Below are 18,175 nucleotides of genomic sequence, written 5' to 3'. Positions count from 1 at the left end.
AACCGGTATCACCTTGGAATAGCCCCATGATCTCCAATGCACTTGCCTCCATGCTGGCACGGCGCAACATCCACTATGGCTGGATCGTCGTTGCAGCAACCTTCCTCACCATGCTGGTCACGGCAGGAGCCATGGGCGCCCCAGGCGTGCTCATCAAGCCACTTCAGGATGAGTTTGGCTGGGAAACCTCGCAGATTTCTTCGGCACTTGCCGTAAGGCTTCTGCTGTTTGGCCTGATGGGGCCGTTTTCGGCGGCATTCATGAATTATTTCGGCGTCCGGAAAGTCATCGTCTTCGCAATGATCCTGATTGCCAGCGGCTTCATTGGGTCATTGTTCATGACGAAGATCTGGCAGCTTCTGGTGCTTTGGGGCGTGGTCGTCGGCCTCGGTACAGGCCTGACGGCCATGGTGCTCGCCGCCACCGTTTCGGCCCGCTGGTTCACCAGGCATCGCGGCCTCGTCGTCGGCATGCTCTCGGCAAGCTCGGCCACCGGCCAATTGGTTTTTCTGCCGCTGATGGCGCAATTGACGGAAAGCTATGGCTGGCGAATGACAGTCTTTTTCGTCTGCGGCATGATCCTGCTGGCTGCTCTCGTCGTGCTGGCGGTTATGCGTGACCGCCCCTCCGATCTCAACCTTCCCTCTTTCGGCGAGGAGCGGGTGATACCACCACCGCCACAGACCGGCGGCCTGCTGACAATGCTGGCAACACCCGTTTCCGTGCTGAGGGAGGTGTCAAAGACATCAACCTTCTGGATTCTTTTTGCGACATTCTTCATCTGCGGCCTCAGCACCAATGGCCTGATCCAGACGCATTTCGTCACGCTCTGCGGCGATTTCGGCATTCTGCCGGTGGCCGCCGCCAGCGTCCTTGCGGTGATGGGCATTTTCGACTTCTTCGGAACGATCGGCTCCGGTTGGCTCTCCGACCGCTTCGACAATCGCTGGCTGCTCTTCTGGTATTACGGCCTGCGCGGCCTGTCATTGCTCTTCCTACCGTTCAGCGATTTCAGCTTCTACGGGCTGTCGATCTTTGCGGTCTTCTACGGCCTGGATTGGATCGCCACCGTGCCTCCAACCGTGAAGATTGCTGCCGACCGCTTCGGTCGTGAAAAAGCAGGTATCGTTTTCGGCTGGGTCTTTACCGGCCATCAACTCGGCGCTGCGACTGCGGCCTATGGTGCCGGTCTGTCACGCACGCAGTTGCAGAGCTATTTACCCGCATTCTTCATCGCCGGAGCTTTCTGCCTGCTGGCCTCGATCCTGGCGATCACTCTGGAGAAAACCGGTCGTTCAGCGCCCTCGGCAGCCCATTGAGACGAGGAGCCATTGTCAGGGAAAAGGAGAGGCTGTTTTCCTGAAAGGACAAAGGGCAACAAAAAGATCCAGGGGCTCTTCGTTTCAAACAGGCAGGTCCATAAAAATCGAATCATTGATTTAGCTGAATGCATACCTGGCCATGATAAATTCCTCCCGGATAGAGTGTGAGGATCAAGTATGATTGTTCAACTTAATACCTCGGTTCCTTCTGCGGGTGCGGCAAAAGAAGATACGGCCAGCCCGTTTCAAGAAGGAGCCGTTTTGCCGGAAACCTTAAGTCTTGCCGAGCGGGAGACCTATAATCTGGCGATCGATGCGCGAAATGGTGACAACGTTCTGGATAAGGTCATTCTGAACGTCGTACAGCCTCCCGCTCTCGTGTTGTTTGCCCTCCTGGATGCGGGCCGGGTCTTCCCGGATGTGCCTCTGCCCCAGGCGCAGGATGCGTATGATCGCATGGCTGATACGACGGAGGTCGAGGCGCCTGATGTTGGCGACAGCTCGAAAAATCAACAGGGAGCCAAAACCGCCAAGACTGACAGCGGCTTTGCCGCCAATGGAAGCAATGCAATCGCCTCGCCCATTGCGACCGGCACATCGTCCGCATCATCGACTGTCTCGACCTCGGCACCGTCGATTACCGCCTGATCCCACAGGCCCGTCTTAAGGCCCACGCGCCCTAACGTTAACATGCGCCCTAACGACAGTATTCAGGTCTCTGTACCTGGATGCTAGTGGTTTGATCGAGACAAAAGAGTCCGATTTTGGATTCCAATTTCTGCATGAATATGCGACGGTCCTGCATGCGCACAGGTGTCACATTTGAGGTTTCCGCTGCCGACCGGGTTCGGCTGAACGCAATCGTTTCGGCAGGCAGCTCGCCGCAAAAGCATGTGTGGCGGGCGAAGATCATCTTGATGACCGACGAGGGGCTGGGAACGGTCGCGATCATGGAGGCGACGGCTAAGTCGAAGACCTGCGTCTGGCGATGGCAGGAGCGCTTCATGACGGAAGGCGTAGACGGCCTTTTGCGCGACAAGAGCCGGCCGCCCGGCACTGCGCCGCTTGAGGTTGACCTTGTCGACCGGGTTGTTGCTCTGACGCAGGAGCCGCCCACGCAGGAAGCCACTCACTGGACGGTTCGCGCGATGGCAAAGGCTGTGGGGATTGCGGCGTCCTCAGTCGTCAAGATCTGGCATGAGCATGGTCTCGCACCCCATCGGTGGCGCAGCTTTAAACTATCGAACGACAAGGCTTTCGCCGAGAAGCTTCACGATGTGGTCGGTCTCTACGTCTCGCCGCCTGCCCATGCGATTGTGCTTTCCGTCGATGAGAAAAGTCAGATCCAGGCGCTGGATAGGACGCAGCCGGGTCTTCCCATGAAGAAAGGGCGCGCCGGCACAATGACCCATGATTACAAGCGCCACGGCACCACCACACTTTTCGCTGCCCTGAATGTTCTCGACGGCTCCGTCATCGGCCGCAACATGCAGCGCCACCGGCATCAGGAGTTTATCCGCTTTCTCAACACGATTGAGGCTCAGTTACCGAAGGATAAGGCGGTTCACGTCATCCTGGACAACTACGCCACACACAAACAGCCCAAAGTCCGGGCCTGGTTGGCACGGCATCCACGCTGGACCTTCCACTTCGTTCCGACATCATGTTCCTGGTTGAACGCCGTCGAGGGGTTCTTCGCAAAGCTCACCCGTCGACGGCTGAAGAACGGTGTCTTTCATTCGGTCGTTGATCTTCAGGCAGCCATCAACCGCTTTATCAAAGAGCACAACGAAGAGCCGAAGCCGTTCATCTGGAAAGCAGACCCTGACGACATCATCGCAGCCGTCAAGCGTGGGCACCAAGTGTTGGAATCAAACCACTAGATCGTCCGTCCGGACGCTCGCCATCTTGCATGGCTGGTAGCGTTTGATAGCAGCAAGCACTGCGCCGCGCGCAATTTCCCGACTTGAGATATGTCAATGCCGACCACCCGGCAATCGCGTTTTATCGCGCCAACGTTACCCCAGCATTCACCGGCGAGTTTGGTGCCATGGGGGTAAATTATGAAAATAACATAAGATGTTACAATTGACGTGTTTATGCCTGACCGGGCGAAAAAGCGTTGGTGCGGGCCAAAGTATCCCTTCCGGGCAGGCCTGACGATAGAGGAGATGGATTTCCGATGTTGCGTGATCGTATTCGCTACAGGCCTCTGATGGACAAGCTCGTCACAGCCGACGAAGCCGCCGCCATGATAGAAGACGGCATGACCATCGGCATGAGCGGCTTTACCCGCGCCGGGGAAGCCAAGGCGGTGCCGATGGCGCTGGCGGAGCGGGCCCGCAAACATCCTCTAAAGATCACACTGATGACCGGCGCCTCGCTGGGCAATGATCTCGACAAGACGCTTGTCGAAGCCCATGTCGTGTCGCGGCGCATGCCGTTTCAGGCTGATCCGGCGCTGCGCAAGGCGATCAATGCTGGCGAGGTGATGTTCATCGATCAGCATCTTTCGGAAACGGTTGAGCAATTGCGCACCGGTCAGATCGCGCCGGTCGATATTGCCATCATTGAGGCGGTGGCCATTACCGAGCATGGTGGCATTGTGCCGACCACATCGGTTGGCAATTCCGCCAGCTTTGCCATTCTCGCCAAGAAAGTAATCATCGAGCTGAACCTGTCGCAGCCGATTACGCTGGAAGGCCTGCATGACATCTATATCCCGTCGCGGCGTCCGGCCCGCATGCCGATCCCCGTTGTGACGCCGGAAAGCCGTGTCGGGCTGCCCTATATTTCCATTCCTCCGGAAAAAATTGCCGCCATTGTCGTCTCGGAAAAGCAGGACAGCTCTGCCCCCATTCAGCCGCCGGACGACGATACCAAGGCCATTGCCGGTCACCTGATCGAGCTTTTGCTCGACGAAGTGCGCAAAGGCCGGATGGGCTATGATCTCCAGCCGTTGCAGGCCGGGATCGGCACCATTGCCAATGCTGTGTTGCATGGCTTTATCGATACACCGTTCCATGACTTGAAGATGTATTCGGAGGTCTTGCAGGATTCGACCTTCGAATTGATCGATGCGGGCAAGATGAGTTTTGCCTCTGCCTCGTCCATTACACTGTCGGCGGAGATGTATCAGAAAGTCCTGCCAAAACTGGCCGAATACAAGCATCACCTCGTGCTGCGTCCGCAGGAAATCAGCAACCATCCGGAAGTCATCCGGCGGTTGGGGCTGATCTGCATCAATACGGCGCTTGAATTCGACCTCTACGGCAATGTCAATTCCACCCATGTCGGCGGCACGCAGATGATGAACGGCATCGGCGGTTCCGGTGATTTCGCCCGCAATGCCTATCTGTCGATTTTCGTTACCAAGTCGATTGCCAAGAATGGGGCGATTTCCTCTGTCGTTCCGATGGTCAGCCATGTCGATCACACCGAACACGATGTCGATATTCTCATTACCGAACAGGGACTTGCCGATCTGCGGGGCTTGGCACCGCGCGAAAGGGCGCGGCTGGTGATCGACAATTGCGTGCATCCCGATTACCGCGACCAGCTTGCCGATTACTATCAGAGGGCGCTCGAGCGTGGCGGTCATACGCCTCACATCCTCGAAGAGGCGTTTTCCTGGCATCAATCGATGCGCGAGACAGGAACCATGCGGCGATAAGATTTGACTGGTATCAAACGTCTAATGACGATAAACCGGTTTCGACACCAGAGCCGGGCTGCATGATGCTGTCCCGGGGCGGATATATACCGGACCCGACCATGATCAAGCCGCATGCCGACCTATCCGCCCCATCTCTTCCTGAAAAGCAGACCATCACAGCTCTTCCTCGCCGCTCAAGGCGGCGTGGCCTGTCCATTTCCATGCGCTCAGTCACCCGGCCGCTCGCTATTATCATGCTCGGCGTGCTGTTGGTGGGCTGCGCGTCGCGGGCGGTGGGCGTGATGAAGCCGGTCGGCGCGGTTAAGGCTGCCAATGCCAGCGAGGTCAATCTCCTGGCTGCGACGACCCGCGCGCCCTCCGAAGATAAATCGATCCTGTTTAGCGGCGAGCGCGGAACGGGTCTTTTGATCGATGCCGTCACCATTTCGATTCCTCCCGACGCAACCCGCAAGATCGGCGAGGTTCAGTGGCCAAAGAAGCTGCCGCCGGATCCGCGCAAGGACTTCGCGACCGTTGCCGTCCAGCCCATTCAGACCGACCAGCAGCGCCGGGCCTGGCTGAACACCCATGCAAAAGGCAAGCGCCGCGTGCTGCTGTTCGTGCATGGGTTCAACAATACCTACGAGGATTCCGTCTATCGCTTCGCCCAGATCGTGCACGATTCAGGCACGGATGTGGTGCCGATGGTGTTTACCTGGCCGTCTCGCGCCAGCATTTTCGACTATAATTACGACAAGGAAAGCACCAATTATTCCCGCGATGCCCTGGAAGAGATGCTGACCCGCATGACCAGCGACCCGCAGGTTTCAGATGTGACCGTCATGGCGCATTCGATGGGATCGTGGCTTGCCGTCGAAGCGCTGCGGCAAATGGCCATCCGCCATGGCGGCGTCAATGCCAAGATTACCAATGTCATTCTTGCTTCTCCGGATCTGGATGTCGATGTGTTCGGCAAGCAGTTTCAGGCCTTGGGGCCAAAGCCGCCGCATTTCACCCTGTTCGTTTCGCAGGATGACCGGGCGCTGAGTATTTCCCGGCGCATTTCCGGCAATGTCGACCGGCTGGGACAGATCAATCCGGCCAATGAACCCTATCGAAGCGTGCTCGAAAAGGCCGGCATCACCGTTCTCGACCTGACCAAGCTGAAAACTGGCGATAGGCTCAACCACGGCAAGTTCGCCGAAAGCCCGGAAGTGGTGCGGTTGATCGGCGGACGGCTGATCGCCGGACAGACCGTCACGGATTCGCAGGTCGGCGTCGGCGAAGCTCTCGGTGCCGTCACCATCGGCGCGACCAACACAATCGGTCAGGCCGCCAGCACCGCAATCAGCGCACCGATCATGATCTTCGACCCCCGGACCCGCCGAAACTATGGCGACCAGCTGAAAAAGCTTGGCGAAAGTGCCGGTTCGACGGTCACCTCCGTCGGTGACACGGTGCCACGGTGATGTCCGCTCTATAATTACCACCTCGAATTGATTTCGGTTTCAGGAATTATGCAGTAGATCGCCTGTAGCTTGAGGACGTATCAGCCACGAACCGGAGGATGCCGCGATGAGATGGAAGCGGATGATGCAATTGCTTGACGTGCATTGCGAAGGCGAAATCGGCAAGGTAGCGATTGGTGGGGTTCCGAAAATTCCCGGCGATACGGTGGCGGATCAGTTGCATTGGCTGAATACCGACCCGAAAGGCCGGGAACTGCGGCATTTTCTGGTGCTGGAGCCACGCGGAGCGCCAATCGGCTCGGTCAATCTGCTGCTACCGGCCAAGGATAGCCGAGCGGATGCCGCCTTCATCATCCTTCAGCCGGATCAGGCCCATGCCAGTTCCGGCTCCAACTCGATCTGCGTCACCACGGCCCTGCTTGAAAGCGGCATGATCGAGATGCAGGAACCGGAAACGGTGGTGATGCTGGAAACCGCCGCCGGACTGGTCAAAGCCGTGGCTCAATGCAGGGACGGGCATTGCGACAGTGTCACCTTGACCATGGTGCCATCCTTCGTTCACGAACTGGACGCGCAGATTGCCACGGAGAGTTGGGGCGAGATCCGCTTCGATCTCGCCTATGGCGGGGTTTTCTATGCGCTGGTGGATGTCCGTCAACTCGGGCTCACCATCGAGCCGGGCAATGCCCGCCGGCTGGTGGAGGCGGGCATGCTGTTGAAGGGCGAGATTAATCGGCGCATAGAGGTCGTGCATCCGGATATTCCGGCCATTTCCGGCGTCGCCTATGTGATGTTTCGCGATGAGGACCCGGACGGCGCGGTGCGGACCTGCACCACCATGTGGCCGGGCCGAGTGGACCGCTCCCCCTGTGGCACTGGCAATTCGGCCAATCTCGCCACGTTGCATGCGCGTGGCCGGGTCAAGCCGGGTGACAGCTTTCTGTCGCGCTCGATCATCGGTTCGCAGTTTACGGTTGGGTTGCAAGGCCTGACCACCGTTGCCGGGCGCTCCGCGGTCATCCCCACCGTTACCGGACGCGGCTTTACCTATGGCATCCACCAGGTTGCCCTGGATGCCTTCGATCCGCTGGGAGGCGGGTTCGTGTTGACGGATGTGTGGGGTGCGGCGGCAGAATCCATCAAGATTTGAAAGCTGTGATGGAAACTCAGTCGGCGTCATCCTGACGCCGGAAGCCTTAAAACATGAAGAAGTTTCATAAACCCATTCATTCTTAAGGTTGTCAATCATGTTGAATACACCGTAGTACAGTCTGTCAGGTTCACACTGAACTGACTACAGCTCCGTGCATTTTATAAAACGCACAAAGGACGCTGTAACACTTTAAATCTGCTGCATAATTTTCTCCTTAAATCGAGTCCGATTTAAGGAATTATGCAGTAGGGCTTTGAGCAGAGCAGCAGCAACCGGTTTTGTACACGATACCACGCCGTGGCAAAGCGAATTTCGGACGATTGGCAAAGCGCATGGCGCTTTCGGCAAGGGGACGCAATGACATCGGAAGACACTGCTGATACTGGCTTGGCAGATGCGGGCTTTGTCGATACGGGCATGTTTCTGGCCAAGGCGGATGTTTTCGCCAGCCTGACACCGGAAGAAGATAGGGCATGGTCGCAGCTCTGCACCGTTGAGAGCGTTTCGGGTGGCACGATTGTCATCGACTATGGCATCAGACCCGAAATTGTGCTCGTCGTCCTGTCCGGCGCTCTGCGGGCCACGCTGCGTGTTTCAGCCGGAAAGGAATTGTTTCTGGATATGATCGGCCCCGGTGGCACCATGGCGGAAATGGATGCGATACGCCCTGAAGGCTATAATATCTGTCTGATGGCCACCACCGATGCAACGCTGGTTCGAATGCCTGTCGATGTCTTCAATGACATTATCGCGCAAAAACACACGGTCTGTCTGAGCCTGCTGTCCATCTTGATCAAGCGCATGCACGTCCTGCATGCCAGAATATGCGAGTTTTCCTATCTCGATGTCCGGCACCGCCTTTATACAACCTTGCTACGATTGTCGAAACCCTGTGAGGACAAGCCCCAGCAGCGCATGATCTCTCCGGTGATCATTCACGCGGCTTTAGCCGAACATGTTGGCGCCCGCCGCGAAACCGTCTCACGCGAAATGTCGCGTCTGGTGCAGGATGGCGTGATCGAACGCAACCGTAATGCGATTGTTATCCGTCAGCCCCATGAGCTATTGCGGCGCCTGTCGCAATTCGATTTTGCGTGAATCATTATTTTTCCCAATGGTTTAGCTCGAAGTTCAAGGCAGCGGTCCCTCATGGATCTCGTCAGTTGCCCTAAAACAAGAAAAACTAAAATTTTATCTGATTGCTTTAGTCAATTTCAGTGTGCCCCTGATACAAGCAAGGGCAATCGCTGAGGCTTGGAGCGCTGAACTGGTTCTGCATGATGCAGACTGCTCCCTGCAAGGTCCAGCATGGAAAATGCAATCCTGACATGATTCTGCCTGACTGCGACAGTCCGCCCGACCGTTGCGGATGCATCGTCATCAGGTCTGCCTGAGTGCTTGCGGATATCTCATGCCTCCCGGCTTCGAGATATTACCTGGCAAATTGAGTGGGTTACGGATTTTTGTGCACGTTTGACAAAGCATAGGACGCTGTAACCGAGTGATACGGCCCAGCGACAACCCTCAACGGAGGAAACCATGAGCATTCTGATCGTTGAAGACAATGCCACCAACGCGATGATCCTGAAACATCTGGCGCGCAAGGTCGCCGATGATGAAATCATCGTGCAGGCCGATGCCAATGAGGCGCTGGTTCTGTGTCATCAGACGCTATTCGATCTGTTGATCGTCGATCAGATCCTGCCGGGTATGAGCGGTTTGCAGTTTGTCACCATGCTCCGCCAACTCGGCCGTTACGATCAGGTTCCGATCATCATGGTCACCGCCGACAATGAACCGGGACTGCGCCAGGCCGCCCGGCAGGTCGGCATTACCGACTTTTTGACCAAGCCGGTCGAAGCCCTGGCCTTCCGCCAATTGATCGCCAATTACCGTGGCGGTAGCGTTGCAGGTGAGGCGCGGGGCGCTGTGGTCCGATGAAAGGATACATCCTCGCCATCTCCCTGCTTTTTGCCTTGGCACCACGCGCCGAGGCGCTCGACACGCCCAAGGGCGCAGTCATCCTGACCGTCGAAGGCAAGCTTTCCCACTCCAATAGCGGCGACAAGGCCATTTTCGATCTCGCCATGCTGGAAGCCTTGCCAGGGCGAGCCGTGACGCTCGATACGCCCTGGACGAAAAAAGCGGCCACCTATTCCGGCCCCTTGCTGCGCGCCATTCTGGATGCCGCTGGTGCTGGGCGGGGAGCCGTGACCATACGGGCGCTCAATGACTATTCGGCAATTATTCCCCCGGAGGATGTAAGCGGGCTCAACATTATCCTTGCCACACGCATGGACGGCGAAATCATGCCGGTGCGCGACAAGGGCCCGATGATGGTGATCTACCCGTTCGACGAGGACAGCAATCTCTATACGGAAACCTATTTCGCGCGCTCCGTTTGGCAGATCAAATCGCTCGAGGTTCGGTGATGCTGCTCGCTCCAGCCACGGCGCAAAAACGTCAAACGCAGCCAAAGACAACCTTGATCCTGTTGATCCTGTCGGGTGTCCTGCTGCTGACATTTCTTCTGCTCTTCAAGGATGTCTCGGACCGCTACCGCCTGCTGTTTGACGACATCCGGGAAAACGCGGTCTGGTCGATCTACCAATTGGACCGCGAGGCGCGCGCACTCGATTACGTGCTGGTGGAAGCCAGCAATGAAGATGCCAGGGACGAGAAAGCATTCACGCAAGTGTCGATGCGCTACGATATTCTCCTGTCCCGGATCAAGCTGGTCAATGACTCCAAATTCGGTCATCATTTCAACAGCGATGCGACAATATCAGGCTATTTGCAAAGCATCGGCGACATCGTCCGAAAAATAGAACCAGCTTTGAATGGATTTGAGACCGGCGTTGCGCCGGACGCTCAACAGATTGAAGAGGTGAAGCGGGACCTGGATATCCTGTGCGCGCAAACCAACGACCTGTTGATCTACACCAATTCCTACGTTGGCAACCAACGCTCCACCATCCGCAGCGCCATGTTCGAGATGGAAAAGACTTCGGCCATTATGCTCGGTCTCTTGATGGCATCCGTGATCTTTCTCGTCGTCACATTGCACCGCCAGCTCAAGTCGGTCCGCGAGACCAGCCGCCGCCTGGAAACCATGACCAGGGAACTCTCGGATGCCTACGAGGCCGCCGATTCCGGCAATCGGGCCAAATCTCAGTTCATGGCGACCATGGGCCACGAAATCCGTACACCGCTCAATGCCATCCTGGGCATGGCCGAATTGCTGGAATATTCGCAGCTGCCGTCTGATGCGATGCAAAGCGTCAAGACCATCCGCTCATCCGGAGAAGCGCTGTTGGAAGTGATCAACGAGATCCTGGATTATTCCAAGATCGAGCATGGCAAGCTGGAGCTGGAAGAGCGCGCCGTCGATATTTCCAGTCTGGCGGAAAACACCGTCAACATCATGCAGGGTCGCTCCGACGATCAGGATAATCAGCTGGTGCTGGATATTCCGTTGTCTCTCGATGCACTTTACGTGCGCACTGATCCCACCCGCCTGCGCCAGGTTCTGCTCAATCTGCTCAGCAATGCCATCAAATTCACCCAGAACGGCGTGGTCACCCTGCGGTTGCGCGAATTCTATCGCGGCAGCGCCCTGATGCTGCGCTTCGAGGTGGAAGATACCGGCATTGGCATCGATGAGACCGGGCTTGCCAAATTGTTCAAGCCATTTTCGCAGGTCGATGCCAGCATCAGCCGCAAATATGGTGGCACCGGGCTTGGGCTGACAATTTGCAAGCAGATCGTCGAGAAGCTGGGTGGCGAACTGGGCATGAGCAGCACGGTTGGGGTTGGCAGCATATTCTGGTTCGAACTGCCGGTCATGGCAGCCGGAAAGGACGATGTCCGCCAGAATGCCCGCCACAGCAGCGCCGATCTGCCCCGCCTGAAGATCCTTCTGGTCGAGGATAACCGGGTCAACCAGCAGGTTGCCAGCCGTTTCCTGTCGAAACTCGGTCAGGATGTGGTTGTGGCTGGCGATGGCGCCCAGGCGGTGGCCCGCACCGAGCGGGAAGTCTTCGACCTGGTCCTGATGGATATGCAAATGCCGATCATGGACGGTATCGAGGCGACCCGCCATATTATCGAGCGCGGCGGCGCTTCCGCCTTGACCCCAATTGTCGCCATGACCGCAAATGCTTCGGACGACGATCGCCGTCGATGCCGGGCCGCCGGCATGGTGGGATTTGAATCCAAGCCCGTGACCATGAACCGTTTGCGCGATCTCATTCTCAGCTTTGCACCGGTGGAACGCGAAAAGGCCTCGATTGAGGGGCCGGTTGAGACCAAGCCCCAGCAAGACAATGTGTTGGACCATAGCCCATTGACGCTGCAACAGCATCTTGACGAGATCAACGGGCTCGATGAAGCCCGCCATGACGAACTGGTCGAGGCTCTGGGCGAAGAGATCTACCAGGAATTGATCATGTCCTTCTTTGACGATGCCGCTCAGCTGCTTGGCGAACTCCACAACGCTATGGCCCAGCGTAATCCCCGCGAAATCGACCGCGTGCTCCACACGATCAAGGGGGCTGCCGTTAATGTCGGTTTGAACGATATTGCGGGTTTTGCCCATGCGTTAAGAGTGCAGCAGCCAACCCCGGATGCCGTTCACAGGTTGACGCAACAGGTCGATTCGATGAAGCTCAAACTGGTGGGAGCATGAAACGGCGTGACACTCTACAGTAAAGTCGAAGTGTTACGCATCTTATATACGGTTGATAAAACATACGATGCTGTAACGCCCTGAGGGAATGCCTGGGGAAATGTACGGGGCGCACTGAACCCCGCAGACAATTGAAACAAGTGGCCTGACGGTCGCGGAGGCTATAATGCGTATATTGCTGGTTGATGATAACAATACCAATTTGAAACTGCTGACCCGCCTGGTCAAGAAAATCGACCATTGCGAGCCCGTGGCCTTTTCAACCCCGGAAGAAGTGCTCTCCGCGCTGCCGGAGCTGGATTTCGATATTGCCATCATCGATTACCAGATGCCGGTGTATAATGGCGTCGAGCTTTACACAGAGATCGTCCGTTTCGAGAAATATGCCCAGGTGCCGGTCGTGTTCATCACCGCCGACAAGGATATGACAACGCGCATGGAGGCGTTGAATGCCGGGGCTATCGACTTTCTGACCAAGCCGGTCAACCCGGTCGAATTCCAGGCCCGCATCCATAATATCGTCAGCCTGTCGATTGCCCGTCGCCAGCTGGCCGATCAGGCCGAATGGCTGCGACGTGAAGTGGATAGGGCGGTGGGCGAGCTGCGGCAGCGCGAACAGGAAATCATTGAGCGCCTGACCTTGGCAGCGGGCTACAAAGACCCGGATACATCCCGTCACACGCTGCGGGTTGCCGCCTATGCGCAGGCTATTGCCCGCGAAATGGGATTACCGGAACAGTTCTGCACCGATCTGAAGCTTGCCGCGCCGATGCATGATATCGGCAAGGTCGCAATGCCTGACACGGTCCTGCTCAAGCAGGGCCGATTGACCGAATCCGAATATCGCCAGATGCAGTCTCATGCCCAGATCGGCAGCGACATTCTCGCCCAGTCTCATTCCTCCCTGCTCCAGCTTGCCGCTGAAATCGCCGCCAGCCACCATGAGCGCTGGGATGGGCAAGGCTATCCCAACCGCCTGGCGGGCGACGCTATTCCTCTATCCGGCCGGATCGTCTGTATAGCCGACAATTTCGATGCCCTGACCACCGAGCGCCCCTATAAGCCTGCCTGGTCCTATGAACGGACTGTGGACCATGTGTTGGCGCGGGCTGGAAGCCAGTTCGACCCGGCCTGCGTTGCCGCATTCGAACGGGCGCTACCGGCAATCCGCGAGATTATTGAGATGGACCGGCGTGAACAGGCCGAGGAAGCAGCCAGAAAGGCCGCTGCCCTGCCACTGGACAAAATCGCCTGAAGGCACGCCGCGCTTGCCTCCAACGCTGAACATGGTATTTCCAGCATGGATATAGGGCGCAAGCAGTTTGCAGCGCCGCCAAGCCTGATACTCGCCGGAGATCCGCCATGCGCTCGCTTACCATTCGCCGCCCCGATGACTGGCACCTGCATCTACGCGATGGAGCCATGCTGGAAGGTGTGATCGGCGATACCAGCAGGCACTTCGCCCGCGCCATCATCATGCCCAATCTCGTGCCGCCGGTGGTGACGACAGCGGATGCAGAGGCCTATCGGCAGCGCATTCTGGCAGCTGTGCCGAAGGGCGATCGCTTCGAGCCGCTGATGACGCTTTACCTGACCGAGCAGACCAGCCCTGATGATGTCGAGAAGGGTAAGACAAGCGGATTGATCACGGCGGTGAAGCTCTATCCGGCTGGCGCCACCACCAATTCCCATGGCGGGGTGCGTGATCTCGACAAGGCGATGCCAGTGCTGGAGCGGATGGCGAAAATCGGATTGCCGCTCTGTGTGCATGGTGAAGTCACGACGCCGGAGGTGGATATTTTCGACCGTGAGGCTGTATTTATCGACACGGTGCTGGACCCGTTGCGCCGCCGTCTACCCGAGTTGAAGGTGACGATGGAACATGTGACGACATCCGACGGGATCGACTATATCCTCAGTGCCGATAGCAATCTGGCTGGCTCGATTACCACCCATCACCTGATCATCAACCGCAATGCCATTCTGGTTGGGGGCATCAGGCCGCATTATTATTGCCTGCCGGTCGCCAAGCGCGAGAGCCATCGGCTGGCCTTGCGGCGTGCCGCGACCTCCGGTGACAGCCGGTTTTTCCTTGGTACGGATTCGGCCCCGCATGTCGATCCTTTGAAGGAATGCGGCTGCGGCTGTGCCGGCATTTATACATCCATCAACACGATGAGCTGCCTTGCCCATGTGTTTGAAGAGGACGAGGCCCTCGACCGGCTGGAAGCCTTTGCCTCGCTCAACGGTCCGGCCTGGTACGGGCTTAAGCCAAACGACGAGACAATAACCCTGGTCAGACGTGAGGCACCGGTCGCCTTTCCGGCAAAGATCGAAACGGGTGCTGGACCCGTCACAGTTTTCGATCCGATGTTTCCAATCCATTGGGACGTCGAGGCCGCAATAGAGGCTTGACCCAACCCGGATCATCCATCAAGTTGGTGGTCATGATGGAGTAAGGACAAACTGAAATTTATCCTTCGCGAAGCTTTTGAAGGCGAATATTGGCATAGAACCTATTCCTGGACGGGGTCCGGGCAGAAACGCGGTCTGGGTATTTCATTGGTGTTCTGCGGCATGTCTTCCGAAACTGTGCAGTGGTTTCGGAAAAGACATGCGAAAGAAAAATCCTGGAGCATGTCAGGTGAATTCCTCATCGCGTGACATGCTATAGGGGGCGCCGGGTTCCACCTTATCCCCTCATACTCACGCGTTTCAGGGCAGATATGATGGTGGATTTCAGTTCTTTACTTCTCGCCCTGGGCGTTTCCACACTGTGTCTTCTTTTCACCTTCCTGGGAACATGGATGGCGCGGCGGGAAAACTCCTTCCTGCTCAGCTGGGTTATCGGACTTGCCCTCACCATGTTCGGAATTCTGACCTACGGCCTTTTCACCTCGACCCCCTCCAGAGGCCTCGGGGCGCTCGCCATCTCCTCGATGATCACCGGCTTCTTCATCCTTTATGCAGCCGCCAGGCAGTTTCGCACTGGGATTATACCCTTCAAGATGCTGATCGGTGTCTCCTGCATTGCCGTCATCGTGCTGAGTGTGACCTTTCTATCGGGATATGGCGGCATCGGCTTTATGCTGTTCAACACCGGCACCGCCATCGTGATGTTGGCAATTGCCCATCAATACTGGCTTGGACGGGCGGAATCGCCCGGCGTGCTTGCCGGCATGGCCGTGCTTTACGGCGCCACCAGCCTCTCTTTCCTCGCCTGCGCACTGGCTTTGCTCCAGCGTGGCGAGTGGCAATTGGCAGTGGCACCGACCGGCTGGACGGAAGACATCAACATAGCGGTCTGCATTGCCGGGATGAGCGGCATCGGCGCTCTGTCTTTGACCATGCACCAGGCCCGGATCACGGCCCGGCACCGGCTGGAGGCCATGACCGATGCGTTGACAGGCCTTTACAACCGCCGGGCGCTGTTTCATGCGCATGGCTCCAGGATCTTCCGCGAGGATATGGCGATGCTGGTCTTCGACATCGACCGTTTCAAGGCGATCAATGACCGCTATGGCCATGCTGTCGGCGACGCTGTGATCCGCAATATTGCTGCGGAACTGAAAGCAGCCATCGGCCTTTCCTGCGTCACCCGCCTGGGGGGCGAAGAATTTGCGGCGGTGCTGGAAAATGCTGCGCCAGGGCGGGCCGAGTGGATCGGCGAGCGAATCCGGCGCCAGCTTCAGGATCGCGAAGTCGTGGTAGATGGAGACCGTTTCGTGGCAACGACCAGTGTCGGCATTGCCTATGGCACGGCATCCGGCCTGACCTTCGATGAGATTCTCAACCTGGCGGACAATGCGCTTTACAATGCCAAACGGCTCGGCCGCAACCGGGTCGAAACGGCAGTGGCAAACTGGGAGAGTGGCCCTTCGGTGGAAGCTGGCAGCGCCTAGAGGTTGTCAGGGAAAAGTGGTCGCCGGTTTACCCGAAACGACAAAATGCCGCCGAAAACAAAAGGCAGTTCGGTCGTAAATCACCCGCGCTTTTACCTGGATATATCCTCTGGCCTGCCTTCCAGCTTCCTGCTATGGGCATGGATGCGTTAAAGCCGCGCGGTCAAAGGCAAGGATATGTCTACCCCCGCCGCAGCCTCGCCTCGTGATTGCCGGAGCGACTGCGGTCAGCCCGGCTGACCCATTTGCGCAGAAGACAGGAGCACCGATGACCCAGACTTCCTTTTCCGATCCGGCCGTCATGGCGGAACTGCTGGCAAAAATGCTCTGGGAAATCAAGGCGGTGCATTTCAATGCGTCTGAGCCTTACAAGCTGGCTTCCGGCATGCGCAGCCCCGTCTATATCGATTGCCGCAAGCTTCTATCCTATCCGCGTGTCCGTTCTGCGGTGATGGATTTCGCTTTCGCCACGCTGCTGCGCAATGCCGGTTTCGAGCAATTCGACTGCATTGCCGGCGGCGAGACCGCTGGCATTCCGTTTGCCGCTCTGCTGGCCGATCGCCTGGCGTTGCCAATGATCTATGTGCGCAAGCAGCCCAAAGGTCATGGCCGCAACGCCCAGATTGAGGGCCATATGCCTGACGGTGCCCGGGTGCTTGTCATTGAAGACCTGACGACGGCAGGCGGCAGCATGTTTACCTTTATCGACGCCGTGCGGGCCGCAGGTGGTGTGGTGGATCACGGCATCGCTCTGTTCTTCTACGGCATCTTCCCGGAAGCCCATCAGCGTTTCGAAAACGGCGGCGTCAAACTTCATTATATCGCCACCTGGCGCAACGTCCTTGCCGTGGCCCGTGACCAGAAACTGTTTGATGGCAAGACCTTGTCGGAAGTGGAAGCATTCCTGGATGCCCCGCTGCAATGGTCCGGTCGCAATGGCGGGGTCAGCACGCTGGGTTGAGGCTGCCTCGCGAAGATCCGCCAGGGTGGCTGGCATTTCTTCGCTTTCTGCTTTAAATCGATTGAAGTTTATCCGAAAGCCCGGTTTGGGAGGCCAGAATGATCCTGTGTTGCGGTGAAGCCCTGATTGACATGTTGCCACGCGAAACGACGTTGGGCGAAAAAGGCTTTTCGCCCTATGCTGGCGGCGCGGTCTTTAACACCGGCATTGCGCTTGGACGCCTGGGCGTTGCCTCCGGCTTCTTCACGGGCCTTTCCGATGACATGATGGGTGATATCCTGCGTGACACTCTGCGTGCCAGCCATGTGGATTTCAGCTATTGCGCCACCTTGTCGCGCCCCACCACCATTGCCTTCGTCAAGCTGGTCGATGGCCATGCCACCTATGCCTTCTACGATGAGAACACCGCTGGGCGGATGATCACCGAAGCCGACCTGCCAGCCCTGGGCGAGGATTGTGAAGCGCTGCATTTCGGTGCGATCAGCCTGATCCCGGAGCCCTGCGGCTCGACCTATGAAGCGCTGCTCAACCGCGAGCAGGAGACCCGGGTGATCTCGCTTGATCCCAATATCCGCCCCGGCTTCATCAAGGACAAGGCCGCCCATATGGCCCGTATCCGCCGCATGGCCGCACTTTCCGACATCGTCAAGTTTTCCGATGAGGATCTCGCCTGGTTTGGTCTGGAAGGCGACGAAGACACGCTTGCTCGCCATTGGCTGCATCATGGCGCCAAACTGGTTGTCGTCACCCGCGGCGCCGATGGTGCGGTCGGCTATACAGCCGATCACAAGGTCGAAGTGCCGAGTGAAAAAGTCACAGTGGTCGATACGGTCGGCGCTGGCGATACATTCGATGCTGGCGTGCTTGCCTCGCTGAAAATGCAGAACCTGCTGACCAAGCAACAAGTGGCGAAACTGACGCAAGACCAGATCGCCAAGGCCTTGGCGCTCGGCTCCAAGGCCGCAGCGGTGACGGTATCGCGGGCAGGCGCCAATCCGCCCTTTGCGCATGAAATCGGGCTTTGAT

At 57.5% G+C, this 18,175-nt stretch carries 15 protein-coding genes; all 15 read left to right on the top strand.

The annotated features are described in order from the left end of the window. Positions 1-26: 26 nt before the first annotated feature. The 15 genes from V6582_RS08205 to V6582_RS08135 all read left to right on the top strand — a co-directional run bounded on the left by V6582_RS08205 (position 27) and on the right by V6582_RS08135 (position 18,174). Complete coding sequence (locus V6582_RS08205; RefSeq protein ID WP_156633041.1) at positions 27-1,319, top strand: MFS transporter; 1,293 nt, start codon at positions 27-29, stop codon at positions 1,317-1,319. A 180-nt stretch (positions 1,320-1,499) separates the two neighbouring features. Next, the gene (locus V6582_RS08200) at positions 1,500-1,970 is read left to right on the top strand and encodes a hypothetical protein (RefSeq protein WP_156633043.1); all 471 of its coding nucleotides are present in this window, start codon (positions 1,500-1,502) and stop codon (positions 1,968-1,970) included. A 155-nt stretch (positions 1,971-2,125) separates the two neighbouring features. Then, entirely contained in the window at positions 2,126-3,205 is a 1,080-nt protein-coding gene (locus V6582_RS08195) for an IS630-like element IS870 family transposase (RefSeq protein WP_060718543.1), read from the top strand. 299 nt (positions 3,206-3,504) lie between these two features. After that, positions 3,505-4,995, top strand: a complete 1,491-nt coding sequence (locus V6582_RS08190) for an acetyl-CoA hydrolase/transferase family protein (RefSeq protein WP_156633045.1) — start codon at positions 3,505-3,507, stop codon at positions 4,993-4,995. A gap of 203 nt (positions 4,996-5,198) precedes the next feature. Next, the gene (locus V6582_RS08185; RefSeq protein WP_156633085.1) at positions 5,199-6,446 is read left to right on the top strand and encodes an alpha/beta hydrolase; all 1,248 of its coding nucleotides are present in this window, start codon (positions 5,199-5,201) and stop codon (positions 6,444-6,446) included. 106 nt (positions 6,447-6,552) lie between these two features. Beyond that, positions 6,553-7,596, top strand: a complete 1,044-nt coding sequence (locus tag V6582_RS08180; RefSeq protein WP_156633046.1) for a proline racemase family protein — start codon at positions 6,553-6,555, stop codon at positions 7,594-7,596. A 360-nt stretch (positions 7,597-7,956) separates the two neighbouring features. Then, on the top strand, positions 7,957-8,697 hold the full coding sequence (locus V6582_RS08175; RefSeq protein ID WP_156633048.1) for a Crp/Fnr family transcriptional regulator: 741 nt from the start codon (positions 7,957-7,959) through the stop codon (positions 8,695-8,697). Between the two features lie 441 nt (positions 8,698-9,138). After that, entirely contained in the window at positions 9,139-9,540 is a 402-nt protein-coding gene (locus V6582_RS08170) for a response regulator (RefSeq protein WP_060719587.1), read from the top strand. After that, entirely contained in the window at positions 9,537-10,031 is a 495-nt protein-coding gene (locus V6582_RS08165; RefSeq protein WP_197434440.1) for a molybdopterin-dependent oxidoreductase, read from the top strand. The genes V6582_RS08170 and V6582_RS08165 overlap by 4 nt, the downstream gene beginning before the upstream one ends. Further along, on the top strand, positions 10,031-12,286 hold the full coding sequence (locus V6582_RS08160; RefSeq protein ID WP_156633050.1) for an ATP-binding protein: 2,256 nt from the start codon (positions 10,031-10,033) through the stop codon (positions 12,284-12,286). The genes V6582_RS08165 and V6582_RS08160 overlap by 1 nt, the downstream gene beginning before the upstream one ends. A gap of 166 nt (positions 12,287-12,452) precedes the next feature. Continuing rightward, complete coding sequence (locus V6582_RS08155; protein WP_156633052.1) at positions 12,453-13,541, top strand: HD domain-containing phosphohydrolase; 1,089 nt, start codon at positions 12,453-12,455, stop codon at positions 13,539-13,541. Between the two features lie 107 nt (positions 13,542-13,648). Then, positions 13,649-14,701 carry a dihydroorotase gene (gene pyrC / locus V6582_RS08150; protein ID WP_156633053.1) on the top strand — a complete coding sequence of 351 codons (1,053 nt, stop codon included), beginning with the start codon at positions 13,649-13,651 and terminating at the stop codon, positions 14,699-14,701. Positions 14,702-15,093: 392 nt separating this feature from the next. Then, positions 15,094-16,188 carry a GGDEF domain-containing protein gene (locus tag V6582_RS08145; RefSeq protein ID WP_234889772.1) on the top strand — a complete coding sequence of 365 codons (1,095 nt, stop codon included), beginning with the start codon at positions 15,094-15,096 and terminating at the stop codon, positions 16,186-16,188. 268 nt (positions 16,189-16,456) lie between these two features. Next, positions 16,457-17,149, top strand: a complete 693-nt coding sequence (locus tag V6582_RS08140) for an orotate phosphoribosyltransferase (protein WP_156633057.1) — start codon at positions 16,457-16,459, stop codon at positions 17,147-17,149. A 98-nt stretch (positions 17,150-17,247) separates the two neighbouring features. Then, positions 17,248-18,174: a carbohydrate kinase family protein gene (locus V6582_RS08135; protein ID WP_156633059.1), complete on the top strand. Its 927-nt coding sequence runs from the start codon at positions 17,248-17,250 to the stop codon at positions 18,172-18,174. Position 18,175 lies beyond the last annotated feature (1 nt).

The sequence above is a fragment of the Agrobacterium vitis genome (assembly GCF_037039395.1).
Lineage (GTDB): Bacteria > Pseudomonadota > Alphaproteobacteria > Rhizobiales > Rhizobiaceae > Allorhizobium > Allorhizobium vitis_E.
The sequence above is the reverse complement of the archived record's forward strand: the minus strand, read 5'-3'. Positions and strand labels throughout refer to the sequence as shown.

Excerpts from the sequence above, each read along its gene's own strand:
- V6582_RS08205 (WP_156633041.1), top strand. The coding sequence starts at position 27 with ATGATCTCCAATGCACTTGCCTCCATGCTGGCACGGCGCAACATCCAC.
- V6582_RS08200 (WP_156633043.1), top strand. The coding sequence starts at position 1,500 with ATGATTGTTCAACTTAATACCTCGGTTCCTTCTGCGGGTGCGGCAAAA.
- V6582_RS08195 (WP_060718543.1), top strand. The coding sequence starts at position 2,126 with ATGCGCACAGGTGTCACATTTGAGGTTTCCGCTGCCGACCGGGTTCGG.
- V6582_RS08190 (WP_156633045.1), top strand. The coding sequence starts at position 3,505 with ATGTTGCGTGATCGTATTCGCTACAGGCCTCTGATGGACAAGCTCGTC.
- V6582_RS08185 (WP_156633085.1), top strand. The coding sequence starts at position 5,199 with ATGCGCTCAGTCACCCGGCCGCTCGCTATTATCATGCTCGGCGTGCTG.
- V6582_RS08180 (WP_156633046.1), top strand. The coding sequence starts at position 6,553 with ATGAGATGGAAGCGGATGATGCAATTGCTTGACGTGCATTGCGAAGGC.
- V6582_RS08175 (WP_156633048.1), top strand. The coding sequence starts at position 7,957 with ATGACATCGGAAGACACTGCTGATACTGGCTTGGCAGATGCGGGCTTT.
- V6582_RS08170 (WP_060719587.1), top strand. The coding sequence starts at position 9,139 with ATGAGCATTCTGATCGTTGAAGACAATGCCACCAACGCGATGATCCTG.
- V6582_RS08165 (WP_197434440.1), top strand. The coding sequence starts at position 9,537 with ATGAAAGGATACATCCTCGCCATCTCCCTGCTTTTTGCCTTGGCACCA.
- V6582_RS08160 (WP_156633050.1), top strand. The coding sequence starts at position 10,031 with ATGCTGCTCGCTCCAGCCACGGCGCAAAAACGTCAAACGCAGCCAAAG.
- V6582_RS08155 (WP_156633052.1), top strand. The coding sequence starts at position 12,453 with ATGCGTATATTGCTGGTTGATGATAACAATACCAATTTGAAACTGCTG.
- pyrC (WP_156633053.1), top strand. The coding sequence starts at position 13,649 with ATGCGCTCGCTTACCATTCGCCGCCCCGATGACTGGCACCTGCATCTA.
- V6582_RS08145 (WP_234889772.1), top strand. The coding sequence starts at position 15,094 with ATGGCGCGGCGGGAAAACTCCTTCCTGCTCAGCTGGGTTATCGGACTT.
- V6582_RS08140 (WP_156633057.1), top strand. The coding sequence starts at position 16,457 with ATGACCCAGACTTCCTTTTCCGATCCGGCCGTCATGGCGGAACTGCTG.
- V6582_RS08135 (WP_156633059.1), top strand. The coding sequence starts at position 17,248 with ATGATCCTGTGTTGCGGTGAAGCCCTGATTGACATGTTGCCACGCGAA.